The following is an 18,044-nucleotide window of genomic DNA, read 5'->3' as shown; positions in this document are numbered from 1 at the left end:
CTTCAAAGAAGTAGTCTGGTTACTTACCAGTATTTATGTTGTTTGTTGTCGGCATTCCACCACGGGTCAGGTGACCCGGGGAATCCGCCTTGCTACCAGTTTGAAGCCAGTGATGACACTGAGCAGGCCGTTTCGGACTGGCACTACTGGCTCGACCGATAACGTCACCAGCGTCGATACAAAAGAACTCCACAAATATGGCGACCTACCGTTTCCGCGTCAAGTACGAGCACGACCCCCGGTCGCTGTGGCGGGACATCGTCGTCGGGGCGGACCGAACCCTGGACGAGTTCCAGTCGGTACTCAACAGCGCGGTCGGACTGGACCAAGACCACCTCTGGTTCTTCGGAACTGACCAAGACTACTGGGACAGCGACGTCCAGTACAAGCGCCCTGGAGAGATCGAACAATCCCCAGACGGAATGTTGCGCGGTGGCGAGGAGTATGACGCGGGCGAGACGACAGTCGGTCAGATGGCCCGTCAATTGGACTTGGACGAACGTGACCGGATCTGCTATCTCTTCGACTACGGTGACGAATGGCGCTTCTATGCCATCCTCAAGGAGATCAACGAGGGCGGAACCAGCGATACAGAGCCGGAAGTCGTGAAAGAGAAAGGCGAGCCTGTCGAGCAGTATCCGCCACCCGGCGAAGACTGGTAGTCATCCTAAGAATATCTGGAGCGAAGCGGCCCCCGTCAGTGTTGGTGATCAGGGGCGCGTCCGTCGATGGCGTGCGCCTCTGCTAACTCCACCACATCGTAGACGTGAATCCCTGATTTGAACCAGAGAACGCGGTCACTCGCCTCCTCAAAGTCGTCCGCTGAGCACTCTAACCGCTCCGACACTGCGACAAGCAAGTGGTCGAGATCGGCCCCTCGAATTTTCGCCAGCTTCTCGTTGAGGTACTCGGGTGTCCAGAAGCCCACGATTTCGAAGATTGCTCGTGGTCCGTCCGGATGTTCGATCGCGAAGTCGGGGATCATCACTTCGGCACCGAGATCCAAGACATCGTCTTCTCGGACAAGTTCCCACTCCGTATTCGCTCGCTCCCACTTGTTGGCGAGCGTCCGCTCGACGTCGCTATCGAAGCGGTTGCCAGCGCTGTAATGGGAATCGAGGCCCTCGGTATGGTCGAGCATGAACTGACGTGTCTCACCGGAGGTTTCGTCGACAAGAATCGTCGCAGTCATCTCCCACCGGTCACAGAGCGGTAACGCCGGCAGGAAGTTCGCCATGCGAATCCCGTACTTCTGCGATTGGGAGAACAGCGATGCGGGCCCGTCCAGCACGGCCTCGTAGCCGGCGGCTTGGTCGGTACTCGGGACGCGTTCACCGTCGGCGTCGATCGGATAGATCCGGTGCATCAATCCGAACAGCTTCACATAGCTGAAGACCGTCCCGAAGTGGTCCCAGACCCGAATCCGCATTTCCGTCGCATCGTAGAGGACGGCTTGGGCGAGGGCGAGGTTGTAGCGAGTTAACAGCCAGTCCACGGTGAGATCCGTGTGTTCGTACTCCGCGTCGCTGCTACCGGTCAGGTTGGTCGTCGACGTCGATGCATCATCATCACTGGCGTACTGGTCGGCCGTCCGCGTCCCGATTCGGACGAGTCGCTTGTTGTCCTCAAGATCGGCGTACATCCCGCGATAACACTCTTCGAGCGACAGTCCGAGGTCGTCGGCGACCGCGCTGTACACCTCCAGTTTCTGTGTATCCTCGCCGAGGGTGGGCTGGCGGACGATCGGATACCAATCATTGGCTTTCTCGAAGAGTCGCCGGCGGATTTCTCGCGGTTCGACGGAGGCCACGACCTCGAATTCGCACTCGTCTTTGAGGAGCTTCGCGAGGCCCTGAACGATCTTGTAGTCAGTATCCGCGACGGTGAGCTCGTCAATCGCGTCTTCGAGATCTCCTTTCCGTTCGCCAAGATGATCCCCGAACAAGTGGATCAGTTCCCGAGCAGTCTTTCGGTAGCGCTCCTCGTCGGGATCGATGAACAGCGGCGTAGTCATCTCGTCGGTCGTGCGTGAGCGCGCGAGGTTAGCCGTCAGCATTAGTTGTCACCCCCTCCCGGCGTCGCTGGGAGACGTACGTCTCCATCGTATCCTCGGTGATGATTTCGTAGAGACGGGCGGGCTGGCGGTCGTCAGTGGGCCGCAGGATGCGGCCGAGCCGTTGCGCGTACTGGCGTTTCGAGGCGCTCCCGGAAAGGATGATACCAACGTTTGCCGCCGGGACGTCGATGCCTTCGTCGAGGACTTGGGACGTCACGAGCATCGAGTAGTCGCCCGTGCGAAACCGCTCGAGGATCTCGGTTCGTTCGTCGGTCTTCGTCTGGTGGGTGATACAGGGGACGATGAACTCCTGGGAGATGTCGTAGGCGAAGTCGTTGTTGGCGGTGAAGATGATCGCGCGGTCGTCGTGATGGCGCTTGATGAGATTGTCGAGCGTGTCGAGTTTCTTCTCGGCGGTGCGGGCGATTCGTTCGGCCCGTTGCTTGGCGATAAGTGCCCGCCGGCCTTGCGGGTCGTAGGACGTGCGCTTGAGAAATTCCGCATAACCCTCCTCCTTCCAGAGGTCGAACTCGTGACTGTCGACGTAGTCGCGATAGATCTGGTACTCCTCGTCGTACTGTTGGCGCTCATCAACCGTGAGCTTGACCGACATGTGGATCGTCTTGTATTCGCTGAGGTATTCGCCAGCGAGTTCGTCGACGTCCTCACGGTAGACGACCGGGCCGAGGAGGTCCTCGAGGAGTTCGTGCTTGCCGTCGGGCCGCTCATACGTTGCAGTCAACCCGAGGCGATACGGCGCGATCATCATCTCGGGGATCTGCCGGTAGGTAGGGGCTGGCAAGTGGTGTTCCTCGTCGACGACGAGCAGGCCGAACCGATCGCCGTACTCGTTGACGTAGCGGTAGGCGCTGTCGTAGGTGGTGACTGTGATCGCGGTGACGTCGTGGCTGCCGCCACCGAGGACGCCGACCGGCTCTGTAAGTTGGTCGCCGAAGGCGTTGGTGAGCGTGGCGTGCCACTGATTCATCAGATCGATCGTCGGCGTCACGACGAGCGCACTCACGCCGGCGTCGGCGATGGCCTGTAGTCCGAGGAACGTCTTCCCGCTGCCCGTCGGGAGGACGACGCTTCCCCGTCGGCCGTGGTCGATCCAGGCGTCGAGGGCGGCCTGTTGGTAGTCACGCGGTTCGATGTGAAGTGCCGGCGTAAGTTCGAGGTCGGGGTAGCCCCGGGCATCATCCTCGCAGGCTGCACCGAATCCATCGCGGAGCGTGGCTTGGTCGTCGCTATCCGTCCATGTGCCGACCCATTCGAGGAGGGCTCGATATCGATATGCCTGTGTGCGATGCTCGTCGACGCGGTCGTCCCACTCCGCATGGGGCACATTCTCGGGCGCGTCACGGAGTAGGAGGGTTCCGTCGTCGAATTCGATCCGCATTCGCTATGTAGATGCATGCGACCGGCCGGATTCAATCTGTGGGTCGCGTTTGAGTGGTTCCTGTGACTCGACCTGGCGGCTTCGGTGCTTCATACTCTTCGTTCGAAACTAGTGCTCTGTCAATCGCCAATTATCGAAGTTGCAAGGCTAAAACTTCGCCTTCAGGACGGGGAGGATATCAAGATACTCTCGGATATACGTACGTGAACGGTTGGGCGAGCAACGCTCACCAGATTGATTTGACGACGACAATCTCTCAGACGGCAGGCTTCAGATCAAGTAGACTAACTCTGCTTCCACTTTCACTTTGGTTCACTGAGGTATATGTGGGCCTGTCCCCTTAGATAGAAGCAGAGGGCATTGCGTCCCTCAGTCACACGCTTCACACTCATATGAGCACTCAGGACCCGCAACTCGGCGACTGCCCGCATTGCGGTTGTGAGATTCTGTCTCTTCATACTCTGATAGAGTATGCGGGCGGTGTCTGGGCTGAATGTCCCGAGTGCCAGGATGTCGTTGACCCACAATGATTCTCTATGTTACGAGTTCTAAAGCGGCTGTCTCCGAGCTCAACTGATACAACAGTACTGTTCGAGTGTCGATCTTGCGGGACCAATTTAGATGAGATCAAGGACTCCTGTCCCGAATGTGATTGTAGTGATATCGCTCGGTACGAATTATAGGTCGACGTACTGGCGTTCCCAGTCACGCCGGGCTTCGAGTACTCGCTGTCCGCGTTTGGTGACTGTATTGACGTTTGCCCGGCAGTCTTTGTCTCCTTTTTGACCAGCCCCTTTTCGACCAGTGTATCGAGGTTGGGGTAGAGATGTCCGAGAAACTTCGTGACTGTGTTGAGGACGCCTACGCGCCGACTGATTTTGGGCTCCTCAATCTGGAGATCCCCGTAATCTAGATAACACCGCCGATGACGAGTAGCCCGATAACAACTAGCAGCGCCGCAACCACGCTCGCCCCAGCCAAGAGTTTGTTCTCCATCGCTTTCTCGTGGATCGACATATCGGTGTACTCCTCACGGAAGGCCTCGAGATTGCCTTCGTCATAGAAGTACTTCGTCTTCAACGCGAACCGCTCAGTTACCGCACAGCCCGTACAGACCGGTTCCTGCTTTAGCCGTTCGGTCTTGATGTGGCTGTCGCAGGCGATCGCTCCACAGTTGGGGCAGTAGGTGTACGTCTTGCCGACACCGCTCGTGTCACAGTGGACGCAGCGATGGATCCCGTCCTCCGCGGTGACCCAAGAGGGGCCCGCCGCGTAGTACTCGTAGGGATGGGTGTACTCTTTGAGATCGGTCGTATGCCGCACCTCCGGCAGGTAGACCGGCTCGATCGACTGGACGGATATGTCCGAGCGGTTCGGCTCGCAGGTCTTGTTGTACGTGACGTTATTGTCGCCGGTGTAGGTCACCGTCGTCGTGTGGAAGTCCTGGAGGCGGTCGACGGCCCACTCCTTGTAGTCGGTCTGGGTCTGCCCGAACCGGCGCTCCTCAATCTCGTCGAATACCTCGCCAAATCGGTCGGTGTCTATGTCGATCGTCGCGTGCAGGTTTTCGGTGACCAGCGTCGCGACGTCGTCGTCAGCTACCTGTGGATGTCCGCGGTCGGCGTGAACGACGAACCGCGTCCGTTCGTTGATCCGGTGGATGACGCCGACCGACGTTTCGAAGACCGCGTTGGTGTCAGCGGTGACTGCCAAGACTGGCCGAAACGTCGCCTCCGAGTATGGCGCGGGCAGGTCGGCAGCCTCGATGTTCTCGATGTCGCGGAACGCTTCCGCGACGGCCGCGTCCACATCGGCCGCCGGGTCGTACGGGCGAAGCGTCTCGTCACAGAGGATTTCGATTCGACCGTTGTAGAGGTCGAGGCCGATCTCGTCGGCGATCTCACGGAGGTCCTCGCCGTCTAGCAACTCGATGGGGTGCGGGTCGTCGTTCTGCTGAAGCCGGGTAGCGTACTCCTGAGCGGGGTTCGTGAACCGCCCGGTTGTGACGACCATCCCGTGTTTTGGCCCCTCGAAGTCGAACGTCGCGATGGCCGAATGTAATTTCTGTACGACCGGCCGTCCGACTGTATCCGTGTGCTTACACTCAACGATGATTGCACGACGGGTGCCGTCGACGACCTCTTCCATGATGACGTCACGCCCCTCGTCGGCCGTCCGCTCGGCCTGCCGGACATTCTCGTAGCCGAGGTTTCGAAAGACGTCTTCCACCACGTCCTCAAACTCGAATCCGGAGAGGTCGTCCAGTACAGCCATTCCGTTCCAAGTGGAGTATACGTTGCTACTATTATATACATTGTCGAGGCAGACGGTGAAAACACGGCGCCGTGACCACGGGTATTGTTTACTCTCCTCACAAAGTTCCCGACGCCGTCTGGCAGAAGAAGGAGCGTTGGATATCACTTCTGAAGGTCAGTAAGTTGCCCAGAATCAGCGTAACTCAGAGCGGGAGTGGACCTTCCCCGCGGACATCCCGAAGTGAACCGGACCGCTACGGACTGGCACGGAACTCGCCGTGTTTCAGTCCGAAGAAGAACGCGACGACCGAGAAGACGATTATTGAGGGCAGAACCATCATGAAGACCGTTGAGGGAGCCATTACGGACGTGAGCGCGACTGTTGCGACGGCGACGATTGCGGCGAGCGGAACCACTGAGCGCGTGAAATCAAATTTCATATCCGTGATTGTAGCCGGACGAATAAAGCGTTTGAGAATGTACGTTATTAATCAGTAAGTTGAAAAGTATTGCTCTGAATAGGAGCGCGTGGAGATTTTGTCGGCTTTGGACTCGTACAGCCAGTTCACTGGGGGGCGCTTTTCTGTTCCTTGAGTTTGATGTCGAGGGGGTCTTCGATTTCACCCATCACTGCTTCGAGAGCGTCTGTCGCAGTGATCAGTCCCACGACGTTCTCCTCGTCCTCATCATACACAAGCGCGAGTTCTTGATGTTCGTCCTGAAACTGATCGACGGCATCGCTGATGAGCGTGTCTGCTCGGAGCGTCATCGGTGGAGCAGCGACATCCTCGAACGTCACCTCGCCATGCCGGAGCTCGTCGATCTGATCAACAACTGCAGGGACGTAGACAACCCCTCGATAGTCGGCTGGATCGTCACCAATCAAGGGAAATCGCGTGTGCGGGCTTGTTCCGATTCGATCGAAATTTTCCTGCGCAGAGACGGCTGTCGAGAGAAAAATAATGTCCTCACGATCGGTCATAATATCGCTGACGGGCTGTTCGCCGACAGTGAAGGCGTTCAGGATCTCTTCTTGCCGTTCCTCAGAAAGATTCCCTTGGTCAAGCAAAGTCCCGAGCCGATGGCGGAGGTCCGCCCGGGATTCGACCCGGTCGGTTTCGGTTTCCAGCCAGGCACCGGTCATCTTGACACCGAACAGCCCGAGCGTCCATTTGGCGACGCTGTCTCCGAGCACGATGACCGGATAGAGCAGCTTGGCAAACCAGTACAGCGGTGTCGCGCCGTACCGAGCGACGAACTTCGTCCGCTCAACCCCGAGATACGTGGGTGTCTGTTCGCCGTGGGTCAGGTGGAGCAGATTGATGATGACGAACGCAAGGATGCCACCCGCCCCAATCGACGTGAGCAGCGTGTTCTCGAACACTGGATCGATCAACGAAGCCAGGGCCGGTTCCGCGACGATGCCGACGGCGATACTCGTCGCAGAGATGCCGACCTGACAACTCGTAAGATAGATTTCGAGATCCTGTGTCATCTCCCAGGCTCGCTCGAGTCCCGGGACGTCGAACTCGGACTTAGGGTACTGTCGCACGCGAGTGAGTGCGAACTCGATCGCGACGAAGAATCCGTTTGCGAGGATAAGCAAAACACCGCTCAGTAGGCGGAGCGTTAGTTCGAGACCATTCATTTCGTAGGGCTATTCCCCGTGGTATCAAGAATTCCGTCATCTCGCTCACCGGTACGAGCTGAGCCTCGTCATTCGGTCTACTTGTCGGCAAATTCCCCAAGGAGATCGCCTTCGTCCTCGTCGAAATCATCCGGTGTACGTCGTCGGGCCCGGCTCATCGTCACCAAGATCGAAAATCGAATAGAGCGCTTCGACGAGATCATACGCAGTTTCAGCGGTGTATACGGCGGTTCCGCCATCCTCGTCAACCTTGCTGATCAGGCCTGCCTGCTCCAGTTTATCGAGATAGTCGAACACCGTCTTCTTCGAGTCAGTCGTTGACTCAACAAGTTCGGGGGCCGTGGCAGTCGCTGAGCGCCGAATCGATGTATAGAGACTAGCGAGGGACGGGTTCTCGAGTAATTCTGCGAACGTGGGGATCCGATGATCATCTTCGGAGTGTCACCCGCGTTTCCCACGTGTTCCGTATCGTAGCTCATTTTGTATAGGGTTACGGAACTAGAAACGATACACGTTTGCCACGGAAATGGGGTGCTGTAGTGTTCCCCGGTTTTCGAGGCGGTTCACTCACGACGGTGATCGTCACCGCAAGCACTTCGAGTGTCTAAAGCGTGGCTACCAGACGGCCGCCGTCTCGAACCACGAACGGCAAATCCGTGAGCGAGTGGGGTGGAGGATATCAATTGCGGGGGTCTCTCGAGGGTACTGTTCTGGTTTTCTGTTGACGGAATCGTTTTCTGGTTCGCGTGCATTTTGGGTGTATGAGTTCTGCGTCACCCTCGCCAGCCACCGTGTTGAATGCTGTCGACACGCTCGCACCTGCTGGCACGCCGGTGACGACGACGGAGGTCGCAGCCGAGTTCGACTGTACAGCGCGCACTATTTACAACAAGTTAGATGTCCTCGTCAACCAAGGTGCTCTTGAGACAAAGAAAGTCGGGGCGAGAGGTCGAGTGTGGTGGCGACCTACGGAGCAGTCATCCGATGAGTTATATGATGCTGCTCACTCTCGGTCACCGTCGGCGAATAATCGACTCCGAGAAGGGCACGATTCATTCCAGTTATCGATGGAAAACCTCGGCCAAGAGAACCTCTATGAGCTAATATTCAACCAGACGTTCCATTTTATCGGCATTCTAGAGCCCGACGGTACGCTTATTGATGCAAACGATGCCGCACTTTCCTTTGGGGGCCTGACCCGAGAGGACGTCGTCGGGAAGCCGTTCTGGGAGACCTACTGGTGGCAGCTCTCCGATGGGACGCAAGCCCAGCTGAGAGACGCTATCGACCGAGCAGCCGACGGTGAGTTCGTTCGGTTCGCGGTCGAAGTTCAGGGTGCCGACCGCACCGCAATCATTGATTTTTCACTCCGCCCTGTGTCGAACGAACACGGCGAGATAATACTGATTGTCCCGGAAGGGCGCGATATTACCGAACCCAAAGAGCGCGAGCAACAACTCCAACGCGTCAATCGACTCAATACCGTAATCCGGGCAATCGTGCAGACCGTCGCGCGGGCCGAGACGCGCGAGGAGGTTGCACAGGCTGTCTGTGACACGCTCTTGGAGTTCGATGCGTACCAATCGACAGTGATGGGTGAGCTATCGCCACCATTCGATGATTTCGAACCGTGGACGATGGCTGGAGATATGGAAACCTATCTTGATGGAATCTTGGATCAACAGTCACCTCCGCTCAGCGAGGGTCCTGCTGCCCACGCCGTACGAACCGGTGAATTGCACGTTCAAAATGATCTCGCTGATCTTCCCTACGACTATTGGCAACACCTTGCCGATACCCACGGGATTCAATCATACGCCTCCGTTCCTTTGAGTCATCAAGGAACGGTATACGGTGTGCTTGGAGTGTACGCTGATCGCACCGAAGCATTCGATCAAGAGAAACGGCGCATCCTCACAGAACTTGGCGAGATCATCGGGTACGCATTGTACGCTCTTGAACGCAGGGACGTGCTTGATCCCACCGCGGAACTGGAGTTCAGGTCCGCGGAGATTGCTCGACTCTGCCGTACAGAGACAGACGCAGACTTCGAGCTGGCTCTTGATTCGACTGTCTCGCTCTCTGACGGAACGGAACGCCTATTCTGGGCAGTAAACGGGCTGTCACCCCAGATTGTTCGGAGTCTCGTCGAGAGCGGTTTTCCATCCGCCTCCGATTTCAGACTCCTGAAAGACGTGGAGGAGAGCGCTCGCTTCCACGTAACTGCCCCTATCAAATGGTATCCGGCGAAGCGTCAGGGAGACATTCACCCCCCACCCCCCTTTAGGCGAAATGTAGGCCAAGCTGTAATGACAGGCGGGCTCAGACTCTGACAAATATATGCTATTAGCTCAAAATTCACATATTGGATGTGGCAAAGTAGATTCATTTAACCGACACTGGAGACTGTCCATTTTATGACTGCTAACAATCGACCGGGTTCACACCCATCTCTCGGGCTGAAAGATACCTTCTCACTCGATCAGTTGCCGTTACACTCAACTGATCTGATTACGCTTCTTGACTCGCGTGGGAGAATACTGTACGAGAGTCCGGCCATCGAACGGTTGTATGGCTATGAGCAAGACGAACTCGTCGGTGAGCAGGTTGCCGAGTACTTCCACCCAGAGGATCGAGAACGCGTCGTCGAAGCATTCGCCGCAATGGTCTCGGAAAAAGCGCACCACGTTGAGGCGGTCGAATACCGGCACCTACAGGCAGATGGGTCCTACAAATGGATCGAATCGGTTGGCTCGTCAAACCCCACGCCCGACGGCAACTACGTCATCAACTCTCGGGATATCTCCGAGCGCAAACAGCGTGAACGAGAGTTACAGCAGACCCGAGAGCAGGTCCAGTCCGAACGCGACGGCAAGGAAGCCATCCGCCAACTCCTTTTGCAGACATCGACCAACCGGGAGATCGCTGCGAGTGTCTGTCACCTGCTCGTCAACGACTACGGCTACGAGTCGGCCTGGGTCGTCCGGAAGCAAGGACCAGGAGGTGGCGACCAGCATCCGGTTGTGATCGCCGACCACGGATCGGACCGGGGCTTCCGGCACCCCGGTGAGGGGAGCGCCATCGACGCAGCGACACGACGCACACTCGCCACGGACGACCCCGTGACAGTCACGACAGACATGGACGGAGAGAACGACATCGTCGCCCAACTGGAGCGGTGTGGACTGTTCTCGGTGCGGTCGGTGCCGTTGGTCCACGAAGGACTGTCCTACGGCGCGCTCACGGTCGTCCGGACGGATACCGGCAGCGACGTGGCAGGACAGTTGGTCGACGAAGTGGCGGCCGCCCTCGCGTTCAAACAGCAGGTCCACCGCCAGCAGGAAGCGCTGGCCGGTGAGACAGTAACGGAACTCTCGCTCCGGTACACGGGCGACCACGTCCTGACAGCCCTGTCGAGGACACTGGCTGTCGAGGATGGCGACGAGGAAGATGACGAGTTCCCGGAGCTGGTCGTTGAGGAACTGCACGGAGAGGGTGGCCCCGGTTCGACATACCTCGTCAAGACGGCTGATGTGGACGCCGAGACAGTTCGGGCGACTGCAGCGGAGCTCCCGTCGGTCACAGCGGCGACCGTCGTCACCGAAACGGAGACGACTGCGATCGTGTCGATTCGTGCCGAGAAAGGGTCGATCAGGGGAGTTCTGGGCGGGTACGGCGAGATACTGCGCTCGATTACCGTCTGTGACGGCCGTCTGAATCTGACCGTGGAGTTCCCGCGCCGGACTGATCTCAGTGCCATCGTCGACGCCGTACAGGACCACTGGCCCGAGGTGACCATGTACGCCTGTACCGAGCGCCCCGTCGACGACGACCACCCGAGCGCGTTCAGCGGGCTAACGAAGAAACAGGAAGGCGCACTCCGGGCGGCCTCGCTGTCGGGCTTTTTCGAGCGCCCACAGCAGGCCAGTGCCGAGGACGTGGCCGAGACGCTGGACTCCTCGGCCTCGACGTTCCTCCATCACCTGCGCAACGCCGAACGGACCGTCTTCGAGGACGCCTTTTCACACGACCTGAGACTCGACTGAGTCGACCCCGTGCGGTTGTGTTCACGTACTGGTTACCTCGTTGTCACTGTTGCGTATATATGCAAGCCATCTTTACACCGATATGCTGCGTAGTTGCCAGCAACGTGTCTTTGGTACCGTGTCTCTATGGGAGTCGTTCTGTGGTCACGAGCCTGGAGTGTCCTGACGGCCGACGCGAACACCCACGGACGAGCGACAAGCGAACAGATGGTGAGTTGTGGCCGGAAACCGCCGCGGAACTTTCGACTGGGGCGCTGGGTCGCGCGATCAGTCGAGCGCGTCCGAGACGGACTACGAGGCGGCCCCAGTTCGGGCGGTGGTCGGTGTGACTCGTACAGCGAGCAGACTACTGGCGGTGTATCTCGTCACCATCGTGGGGCTGGCGATGCTGGCCACGGGCAGCGGGTTCGTCGGCGTCGCCGCGGGCGCAGCGGGCAACACCGCCCCGGACTGTAGCACGGTGAGCTACAGCGGATCGGGCACATCGAGCGACCCCTACGAGGTGGGGAACGTCGATCAGTTGCAGTGTATCGAGAATCAGGGACTCGGGGACCACTACGAACTCACGGGGGATATCGACGCCAGCAGGACCGACCAGTGGAACGACGACGGAAGCGGTGCCAAGGGCTTCGACCCCATCGGTGACTCGGGCACGCCGTTCACGGGCACGTTCGACGGGAACGGTCACACGATTTCAGGGCCGACCATCGACCGGGGGAGTACTAACTACGTCGGACTGTTTGGGCTCACGGAAGGGAGTACCGTAGAGAAGGTCGGACTCGTCGACGTCAGTGTCACTGGAAACGATAACACCGGCGGACTTGTGGGCCAGAGTGATAAAAACGCAGTAGTGCGTGAATCGTTCGTCTCCGGCACTGTCTCGGGTAATAAAAAAGTCGGTGGGCTGGTCGGGCGGAACTCTTATACCAGTAGTTCGGCGGCGACTGTCGAGGACTCGTATTCGCTTGCGGATGTGACCGGAGAGAATGACGTCGGTGGCGTGGTCGGTTTTGAAGTAGTCCGCCCAGATATTCCGAAAACGGTGAAGCGAACCTACGCGACAGGTGATATCGAAGCCACCAGCGGGCCATTCGTCGGCGGCATTGCCGGGGCCAACGAGGGAGATGTCAGAGACTCGTACTGGGACAAGGGGACGACGAACCAGGACAGAGCTATCGGGGCTCGCCTTGGTGGTGCCAGCAACCTGAACGGCTACGGCTCCACGGGCGACACGTCCCCAGCCCCGGAGATGCAGGGGTCTACCGCCACCTCGAAGATGGGCGCGCTCGACTTTGCCAGTACGTGGGGGACAGTCGAGAACTCCGAGGGCGACACCACCGGGGACGGCTACCCGATTCTACAGTCCGTCGACCGCCAGGCCCAACTGGAAGCCCAGAACGTCAACGCATATGCTGGCGGTGACGGCACGGCCGGGACCCCATACGAGATAGCGAACTGGCACCACCTCGACAACGTCCGCCAGAACCTCGACAAGGAGTTCGTCCTGACCACCGGCCTCAATTCGGGTACTGCTGGCTACGGTTCGGTGGCCGATTCGTCGGCCAACAGCAACAACGGCTTTGACCCCATCGGTGACTCGGGCGCGCCGTTCACCGGCACGTTCGATGGCGACAACGACACGATTTCGGACCTCTCCATCGACCGTGGGAGTACGGATTACGTCGGCTTATTCGGTGACGTGGGTTCGGCTGGTCGTGTCGAGCGTGTCGGTGTCGAGAGTGCCGGTATCACTGGCGATTATTTTGTCGGTGGTATCGCAGGCAATAGCTCCGGGACTATTACCGCCTCGAACACGTCTGGTCAAGTCTCTGGTACCGGTGCCGTCGGCGGTCTCGTCGGACAGAATCGTGGGACCATCTCCGGATCGTTCGCGACGGGTGACATCTCCGGGCAGTACGACGTTGGCGGCCTCGTCGGGAAAAACAAGGCCAGCATCACCACGTCCTACGTGACCGGGAGCGCCACAGGTGACTATGATATCGGTGGTCTCGTTGGACTCCAAAATGGAGGCACCGTAACCGGGTCGTACGCCACTGCCGATGTCACCGGTAACAACGACGGTGCAGGCGGGCTCGTCGGACAGAACCGTGACGACAGCAGCGTGAGCAGGTCCTACGCGTCCGGTACGGTCGATGGTTCGGAAAACGTGGGCGGTCTCGTCGGGAACAATGGGGGCACAGTCTCCAACAGCTACTGGGACATCCAGCAGACGGGCCAGGAGACATCTGATGGCGACGCGGTTGGCATCTTCACCCGTGATATGGTCGGGGCGAACGCGCTCGATTCGGCGAATATGTCGGCACTCACTACTCCGACGTGGGAGACTGTCACCGCCAGTACCCCCGGCGCTGACGATGACGGATACCCGATACTGCAGGGACTCGACGCCGGCCCACAGATTCGGACACCAGACCCGAGTGTTTCGAAAGCGCTCTTTGTGAATATTCTCAATGGGGGCACAATTGTCCTGGGTTTCGAGGCCTCCGATACCGTTCTCTCGGTGAAAGAACAGCTCGAGGCGAGAACGGGTCTGGTGGCAGACCGGCAGGATCTGATCTTCGCTGGTAAAGCGCTGGACGACGACCGTACACTCTCCGATTACAACGTCCAAAAGGGGTCGACACTGACACTGGTGCAGGCGGCGCTGTACGGCGGTGGCGACGGCAGCGAATCGACCCCCTACGAGATAGCGAACTGGCACCACCTCGACAACGTGAGCCAGAACACCGGCGCGGAGTTCAAACTGACCGCGGACCTCGATTCGGGTACCGCGGGCTACGACGAGGTGGCGAGCGACACGGCCAACAGCAACAAGGGGTTCGACCCCATCGGCGATCCCGGGAACCAGTTCACCGGGACGTTCGACGGCGACGACCACACGATTTCAGGGCTGAACATCGACCGAAAAAACACGCAAAACGTTGGGCTGTTCGGGATCGTGTCCGGTGGGACAGTGGAGAACGTCGGCGTCGAGAACGTCGAGATCAACGGCTCTGAGTACGTGGGCGGCCTCGCCGGGAGGAACAACGCTGCTGTCACCAAGTCGTACGCGACCGGCGATGTCAACGGCACTAAGTTCGTGGGCGGGCTCATCGGAGAGAACCTTGAGGATGTCAGCGAGTCGTATGCGACCGGCAATGTCAACGCCACCAGAAACGTGGGCGGCCTCGTCGGGGAGAACGAAGGCAATGTCACCGAGTCGTATGCGACCGGCGATGTCAAAGGCGACGAAGACTACGGGGGCGGCCTCGCCGGGCTAAACTACGGCAATGTCACCAAATCATACGCGACCGGTGATGTTGACGGCGACATGGTCGGCGGGCTGGTCGGGTTTAATAATGGGGGCAGCGATTCCAACGGCTATGTCGCCAACGCATACGCCACCGGCGACGTCAGCGGCACTCAGGACGCGGGCGGCCTCGTTGGGCTCAATCCCGGCGGGACGGTCGAAGATGCCTACTGGGACGTGAATACGACCGGGCAATCGTCCTCGGCCGGCAGTCCCGACGCGAACGGCCTCACGACCGTCGAGATGCAACGCTTCGCGCCGCAGGTCACCATGGATGGCTTCTCCTTCGAGAGCCCCGAGACGTGGCTCGTCACGGGCGGCTACCCCGCGCTGGCCTGGGAGTCAGTCACCGAACTCACCGTCGACAGCGTCGAGGCCACGTCACCGACCGTCGCCGAGGACGAATCGGGCACCATCACCGTAACCGCAAAGGAGAGCGGCTCCGACGCCGGCGAGGGCGTCACCATCGAGGTCGTCGACGACGACGGCCTCGACGGGTTCGCCACGAGCGATACGAAAGTCACCGACACCAACGGCGAAGTCACCTTCACCTTCGACGAACCGAACCACGGGAGTTACACCCCCGAGTTCGCGTGGGGCGACGACACGAGCGTCTCGGCCACACCGACCGTCACCGTTCAGGACGCGCCCGAGGTTACGTCTATCGAGCGCGCCTCGCCGACGAGCCAGAACACCAACGCTGATTCGGTCGATTTCGACGTGACTTTCTCCACGGAAGTCGACGGCATCGACACGAGCGATTTCACACTCCACACCACCAACACCGCCAGCGGCTCCATCCAGAGTGTCGGGTCCGGGACCGCCAGCAACACCGTCACCGTCACGGTGGGCTTGATCACCGGCGACGGCGACCTGCGCCTGGATGTCAGCGACGACGACAGCATCGAGGACACCACCAACAACGTCGCGCTGGGTGGTGAGGGTACTGGCGGCAGCGCCGACGGCAGTTTCACCAGCGGCGAGACCTACGCCATCGACAACACACCGCCGTCGCTGTCGAATTTCGTCTTGGAGAACGACAACTCCCCCGGCAGTTCCGTCGGCGACGGAGACACAATCCGCGTCGCGGTGTTCGTGAGCGAGACGGCGAACAACGTCGCAAATGTCGAGGCGGACCTCTCGGCGTTCGGTGCCCCCTCGGACGTGACACTCGATGATAACAATGTGGACGGCAATTACGACACGACCGTGACCGTCGACAAGGCGACCGCCAACGAAGACGGCAGCTACAGCGTGACGATCGCCACCAGCGACGACATCGGAAACCAGAACACCGGCTCGACATCCTCACTGGAGCTGAACACGAACGAAGCGCCGACGCTGGACACGAACGCGGGTGTGACCGTCGACGAGGGGTCGACTGCAAACCAGATCACGAACGCGGAGCTGGCAGCCAGCGACCCCGAACAGTCGGCCGGATCGATCACCTACGACGTGACCACCGCTCCCTCGGACGGCACGCTGTTCGTCGACGGGGGTTCCGGCGGGACCGACGACGGTACACGCGACGGCGAATCGGCCATCGGCACGGGTACGTTCACGCAGGCCGACATCGACGCCGGCAACCTCCTGTACAGCCACGATGGCTCGGAGGCCAGCACTGACACGTTCGACTTCGACCTGAAGGACGGCAAGGGCGGGACTACCGCTGGCAACACGTTCAGCATCGCTCTTGACGGCGTCAACGATCCGCCGACGCTCTCGTTGTCGACCAGCGACCCGACGTTCACCGAAGACGGGAGTTCTGTCGGCGTCTTCTCCTCGGCGAACGTAGGTGTCGTCGAAGGCAGCCAGCAGGTCAACAGCCTCGAACTCACCGTGAGCAACGTCGCCGATGGCTCGGCCGAACAACTGATCGTCGACGGCAGCAGTGTCGCCCTAACCGACACCAAGACTGTCATCACCGCGAACAACGCCCTGAGCGCCAGTGTCAGCGTCTCGGGCAGTACCGCCACGGTGACCATCGATGGTAGCGTCAGTGAGTCGACTGCGGACACGATCATCAACAACCTCGCGTACGAACACACGGGCGACGACCCAAGTACTGCGGGCGACCGGACGGTTACGCTCACGAAACTCGTCGACGACGGCGGGACCTCCAACGGTGGCGTCGATACGACCACGTTCTCGAAGTCCGGGAGCGTGTCGATTACGAGCGTCAACGACGCCCCCTTACAGCCAAGCGACAGCGACGGCGCGAACAACGAGGTGCCAGAAGGTGCCAGCAAGGGCGACTCCGTCGGAGTGACTGCGAGTTCGACAGACGTTGACGATGACGATCGCTCGCTGACCTACACGTTGACGGACGACGCCAGCGGTCGATTCCAAATAGACTCCCCGACCGGTGAGGTCACCGTCGCGGACGCGAGCAAACTCGACCACGAGAGCAGTACGAGCCACACCATCACAGTCGAAGGCAGCGACGGCTCGCTGTCCTCGCCGACCAAAGACTTCACCATCACCATCACTGACAGCGACGAGACGCCGTCGTTTACTAACTCGGGACCGGCCAGCGTCGCCGAGAGCGACACCGATGGGACGAACGTCCACGACGTGAACGCCAACGTCGGCGGGAGTGCCGACCAGAGCGTTAGCTATCAGTTCACCGGCGGTAACAGCGACAGCGCCTACGCCATCGACAGTAACGGCCAGATCACTGTCAACGACGCCAGCAAGATCGACTACGAGCAGTCCACGAGTCGCACCCTTACTGTCGAGGCCAGCGAGGGCGGCCAGAGCGCCACACAGGACGTCACGATCAACGTCGACGACGCCGACGAGAGCCCGACGTTCAGTACGGGCACGTCCGACACCATTGCTGAGGACGCCGCCAACGATGACCCCGTTCACGACGCCGACGCCAACGTCGGCGGGAGCAGTGACGGCGGCGTCAGCTACGCGATTACGTCGGGTAACAGCGCTGGCGCGTTCAGTATCGACAGCAGCACAGGCCAAATCGACGTGGCTGACCACAGCCAGTTCGACCACGAGGGCACCAGCAGTTTCTCGTTGACCGTCGAAGCCAGCGAGGGCGGCCAGAGCAACACCCAGATCGTCTCGATTTCCGTCACGGATGTCGACGAGACGCCGTCGTTCACTAACTCGGGACCGGCCAGCGTCGCCGAGAGCGACACCGGTGGGACAAATGTCCACGACGTGAACGCCAACGTCGGTGGCAGTACCGACGAGGGTGTCAGCTACCAGTTCACCAGCGGTAACGGCGACAGTGCCTACGCCATCGACAGCAACGGCCAGGTCACCGTCAACGACGCCAGCAAGATCGACTACGAGCAGTCCACGAGTCGCACC

Annotated in this window: 11 protein-coding genes and 1 pseudogene; 5 read left to right on the top strand and 7 right to left on the bottom strand. The window is 59.6% G+C overall.

Annotation, left to right across the window (positions count from 1 at the left end; genetic code table 11):
- Window positions 1–197: 197 nt before the first annotated feature.
- Window positions 198–662 (top strand): IS1096 element passenger TnpR family protein, encoded by a 465-nt coding sequence (locus DP107_RS11870; RefSeq protein ID WP_144262373.1) that lies wholly within the window; start codon window positions 198–200, stop codon window positions 660–662.
- Between the two features lie 35 nt (window positions 663–697).
- On the opposite strand, the gene DP107_RS11865 is transcribed toward DP107_RS11870, so the two are convergent.
- Entirely contained in the window at window positions 698–2,056 is a 1,359-nt protein-coding gene (locus tag DP107_RS11865) for a DUF790 family protein (protein WP_144262372.1), read from the bottom strand.
- Window positions 2,043–3,455, bottom strand: coding sequence for a DEAD/DEAH box helicase (locus DP107_RS11860; protein ID WP_144262371.1), 1,413 nt, complete (start codon window positions 3,453–3,455; stop codon window positions 2,043–2,045). The genes DP107_RS11865 and DP107_RS11860 overlap by 14 nt, the downstream gene beginning before the upstream one ends.
- A gap of 392 nt (window positions 3,456–3,847) precedes the next feature.
- Between DP107_RS11860 and DP107_RS21685 the strand changes: the two genes are divergently transcribed.
- Window positions 3,848–3,985 (top strand): DUF7837 family putative zinc-binding protein, encoded by a 138-nt coding sequence (locus tag DP107_RS21685; protein WP_449405195.1) that lies wholly within the window; start codon window positions 3,848–3,850, stop codon window positions 3,983–3,985.
- A gap of 147 nt (window positions 3,986–4,132) precedes the next feature.
- Here the strand turns inward: DP107_RS21685 and DP107_RS11855 are convergent.
- From DP107_RS11855 to DP107_RS20805, 5 genes and pseudogenes are all read right to left on the bottom strand, one after another.
- A pseudogene (locus DP107_RS11855) lies at window positions 4,133–4,287 on the bottom strand (PadR family transcriptional regulator); the annotation flags it as partial.
- Between the two features lie 77 nt (window positions 4,288–4,364).
- Window positions 4,365–5,729 (bottom strand): restriction endonuclease, encoded by a 1,365-nt coding sequence (locus DP107_RS11850; RefSeq protein WP_144262370.1) that lies wholly within the window; start codon window positions 5,727–5,729, stop codon window positions 4,365–4,367.
- Between the two features lie 235 nt (window positions 5,730–5,964).
- Complete coding sequence (locus DP107_RS11845; RefSeq protein WP_144262369.1) at window positions 5,965–6,150, bottom strand: DUF7333 family protein; 186 nt, start codon at window positions 6,148–6,150, stop codon at window positions 5,965–5,967.
- A 125-nt stretch (window positions 6,151–6,275) separates the two neighbouring features.
- Window positions 6,276–7,358: a CNNM domain-containing protein gene (locus DP107_RS11840; RefSeq protein WP_144262368.1), complete on the bottom strand. Its 1,083-nt coding sequence runs from the start codon at window positions 7,356–7,358 to the stop codon at window positions 6,276–6,278.
- Window positions 7,359–7,484: 126 nt separating this feature from the next.
- Window positions 7,485–7,655, bottom strand: a complete 171-nt coding sequence (locus DP107_RS20805; protein ID WP_238330869.1) for a hypothetical protein — start codon at window positions 7,653–7,655, stop codon at window positions 7,485–7,487.
- A gap of 464 nt (window positions 7,656–8,119) precedes the next feature.
- On the opposite strand from DP107_RS20805, the gene DP107_RS11830 reads away from it, so the two are divergent.
- From DP107_RS11830 to DP107_RS11820, 3 genes are all read left to right on the top strand, one after another.
- On the top strand, window positions 8,120–9,691 hold the full coding sequence (locus tag DP107_RS11830; protein ID WP_144262367.1) for a GAF domain-containing protein: 1,572 nt from the start codon (window positions 8,120–8,122) through the stop codon (window positions 9,689–9,691).
- Window positions 9,692–9,775: 84 nt separating this feature from the next.
- Window positions 9,776–11,404 (top strand): PAS domain S-box protein, encoded by a 1,629-nt coding sequence (locus DP107_RS11825; protein WP_144262366.1) that lies wholly within the window; start codon window positions 9,776–9,778, stop codon window positions 11,402–11,404.
- 325 nt (window positions 11,405–11,729) lie between these two features.
- On the top strand, window positions 11,730–18,044 hold a 6,315-nt coding region (locus DP107_RS11820), incomplete at its 3' end, for a GLUG motif-containing protein (RefSeq protein ID WP_185977285.1).

This window comes from Haloglomus irregulare, assembly GCF_007421925.1.
Taxonomy (GTDB): domain Archaea; phylum Halobacteriota; class Halobacteria; order Halobacteriales; family Haloarculaceae; genus Haloglomus; species Haloglomus irregulare.
This window is presented reverse-complemented; position numbering and strand designations above follow the sequence as displayed.

Bases quoted from the DNA above. Each gene is read 5' to 3' on its own strand.
- DP107_RS11870 (WP_144262373.1), top strand. From the start codon at position 198: ATGGCGACCTACCGTTTCCGCGTCAAGTACGAGCACGACCCCCGGTCG.
- DP107_RS11865 (WP_144262372.1), bottom strand. From the start codon at position 2,056: ATGCTGACGGCTAACCTCGCGCGCTCACGCACGACCGACGAGATGACT.
- DP107_RS11860 (WP_144262371.1), bottom strand. From the start codon at position 3,455: ATGCGGATCGAATTCGACGACGGAACCCTCCTACTCCGTGACGCGCCC.
- DP107_RS21685 (WP_449405195.1), top strand. From the start codon at position 3,848: ATGAGCACTCAGGACCCGCAACTCGGCGACTGCCCGCATTGCGGTTGT.
- DP107_RS11850 (WP_144262370.1), bottom strand. From the start codon at position 5,729: ATGGCTGTACTGGACGACCTCTCCGGATTCGAGTTTGAGGACGTGGTG.
- DP107_RS11845 (WP_144262369.1), bottom strand. From the start codon at position 6,150: ATGAAATTTGATTTCACGCGCTCAGTGGTTCCGCTCGCCGCAATCGTC.
- DP107_RS11840 (WP_144262368.1), bottom strand. From the start codon at position 7,358: ATGAATGGTCTCGAACTAACGCTCCGCCTACTGAGCGGTGTTTTGCTT.
- DP107_RS11830 (WP_144262367.1), top strand. From the start codon at position 8,120: ATGAGTTCTGCGTCACCCTCGCCAGCCACCGTGTTGAATGCTGTCGAC.
- DP107_RS11825 (WP_144262366.1), top strand. From the start codon at position 9,776: ATGACTGCTAACAATCGACCGGGTTCACACCCATCTCTCGGGCTGAAA.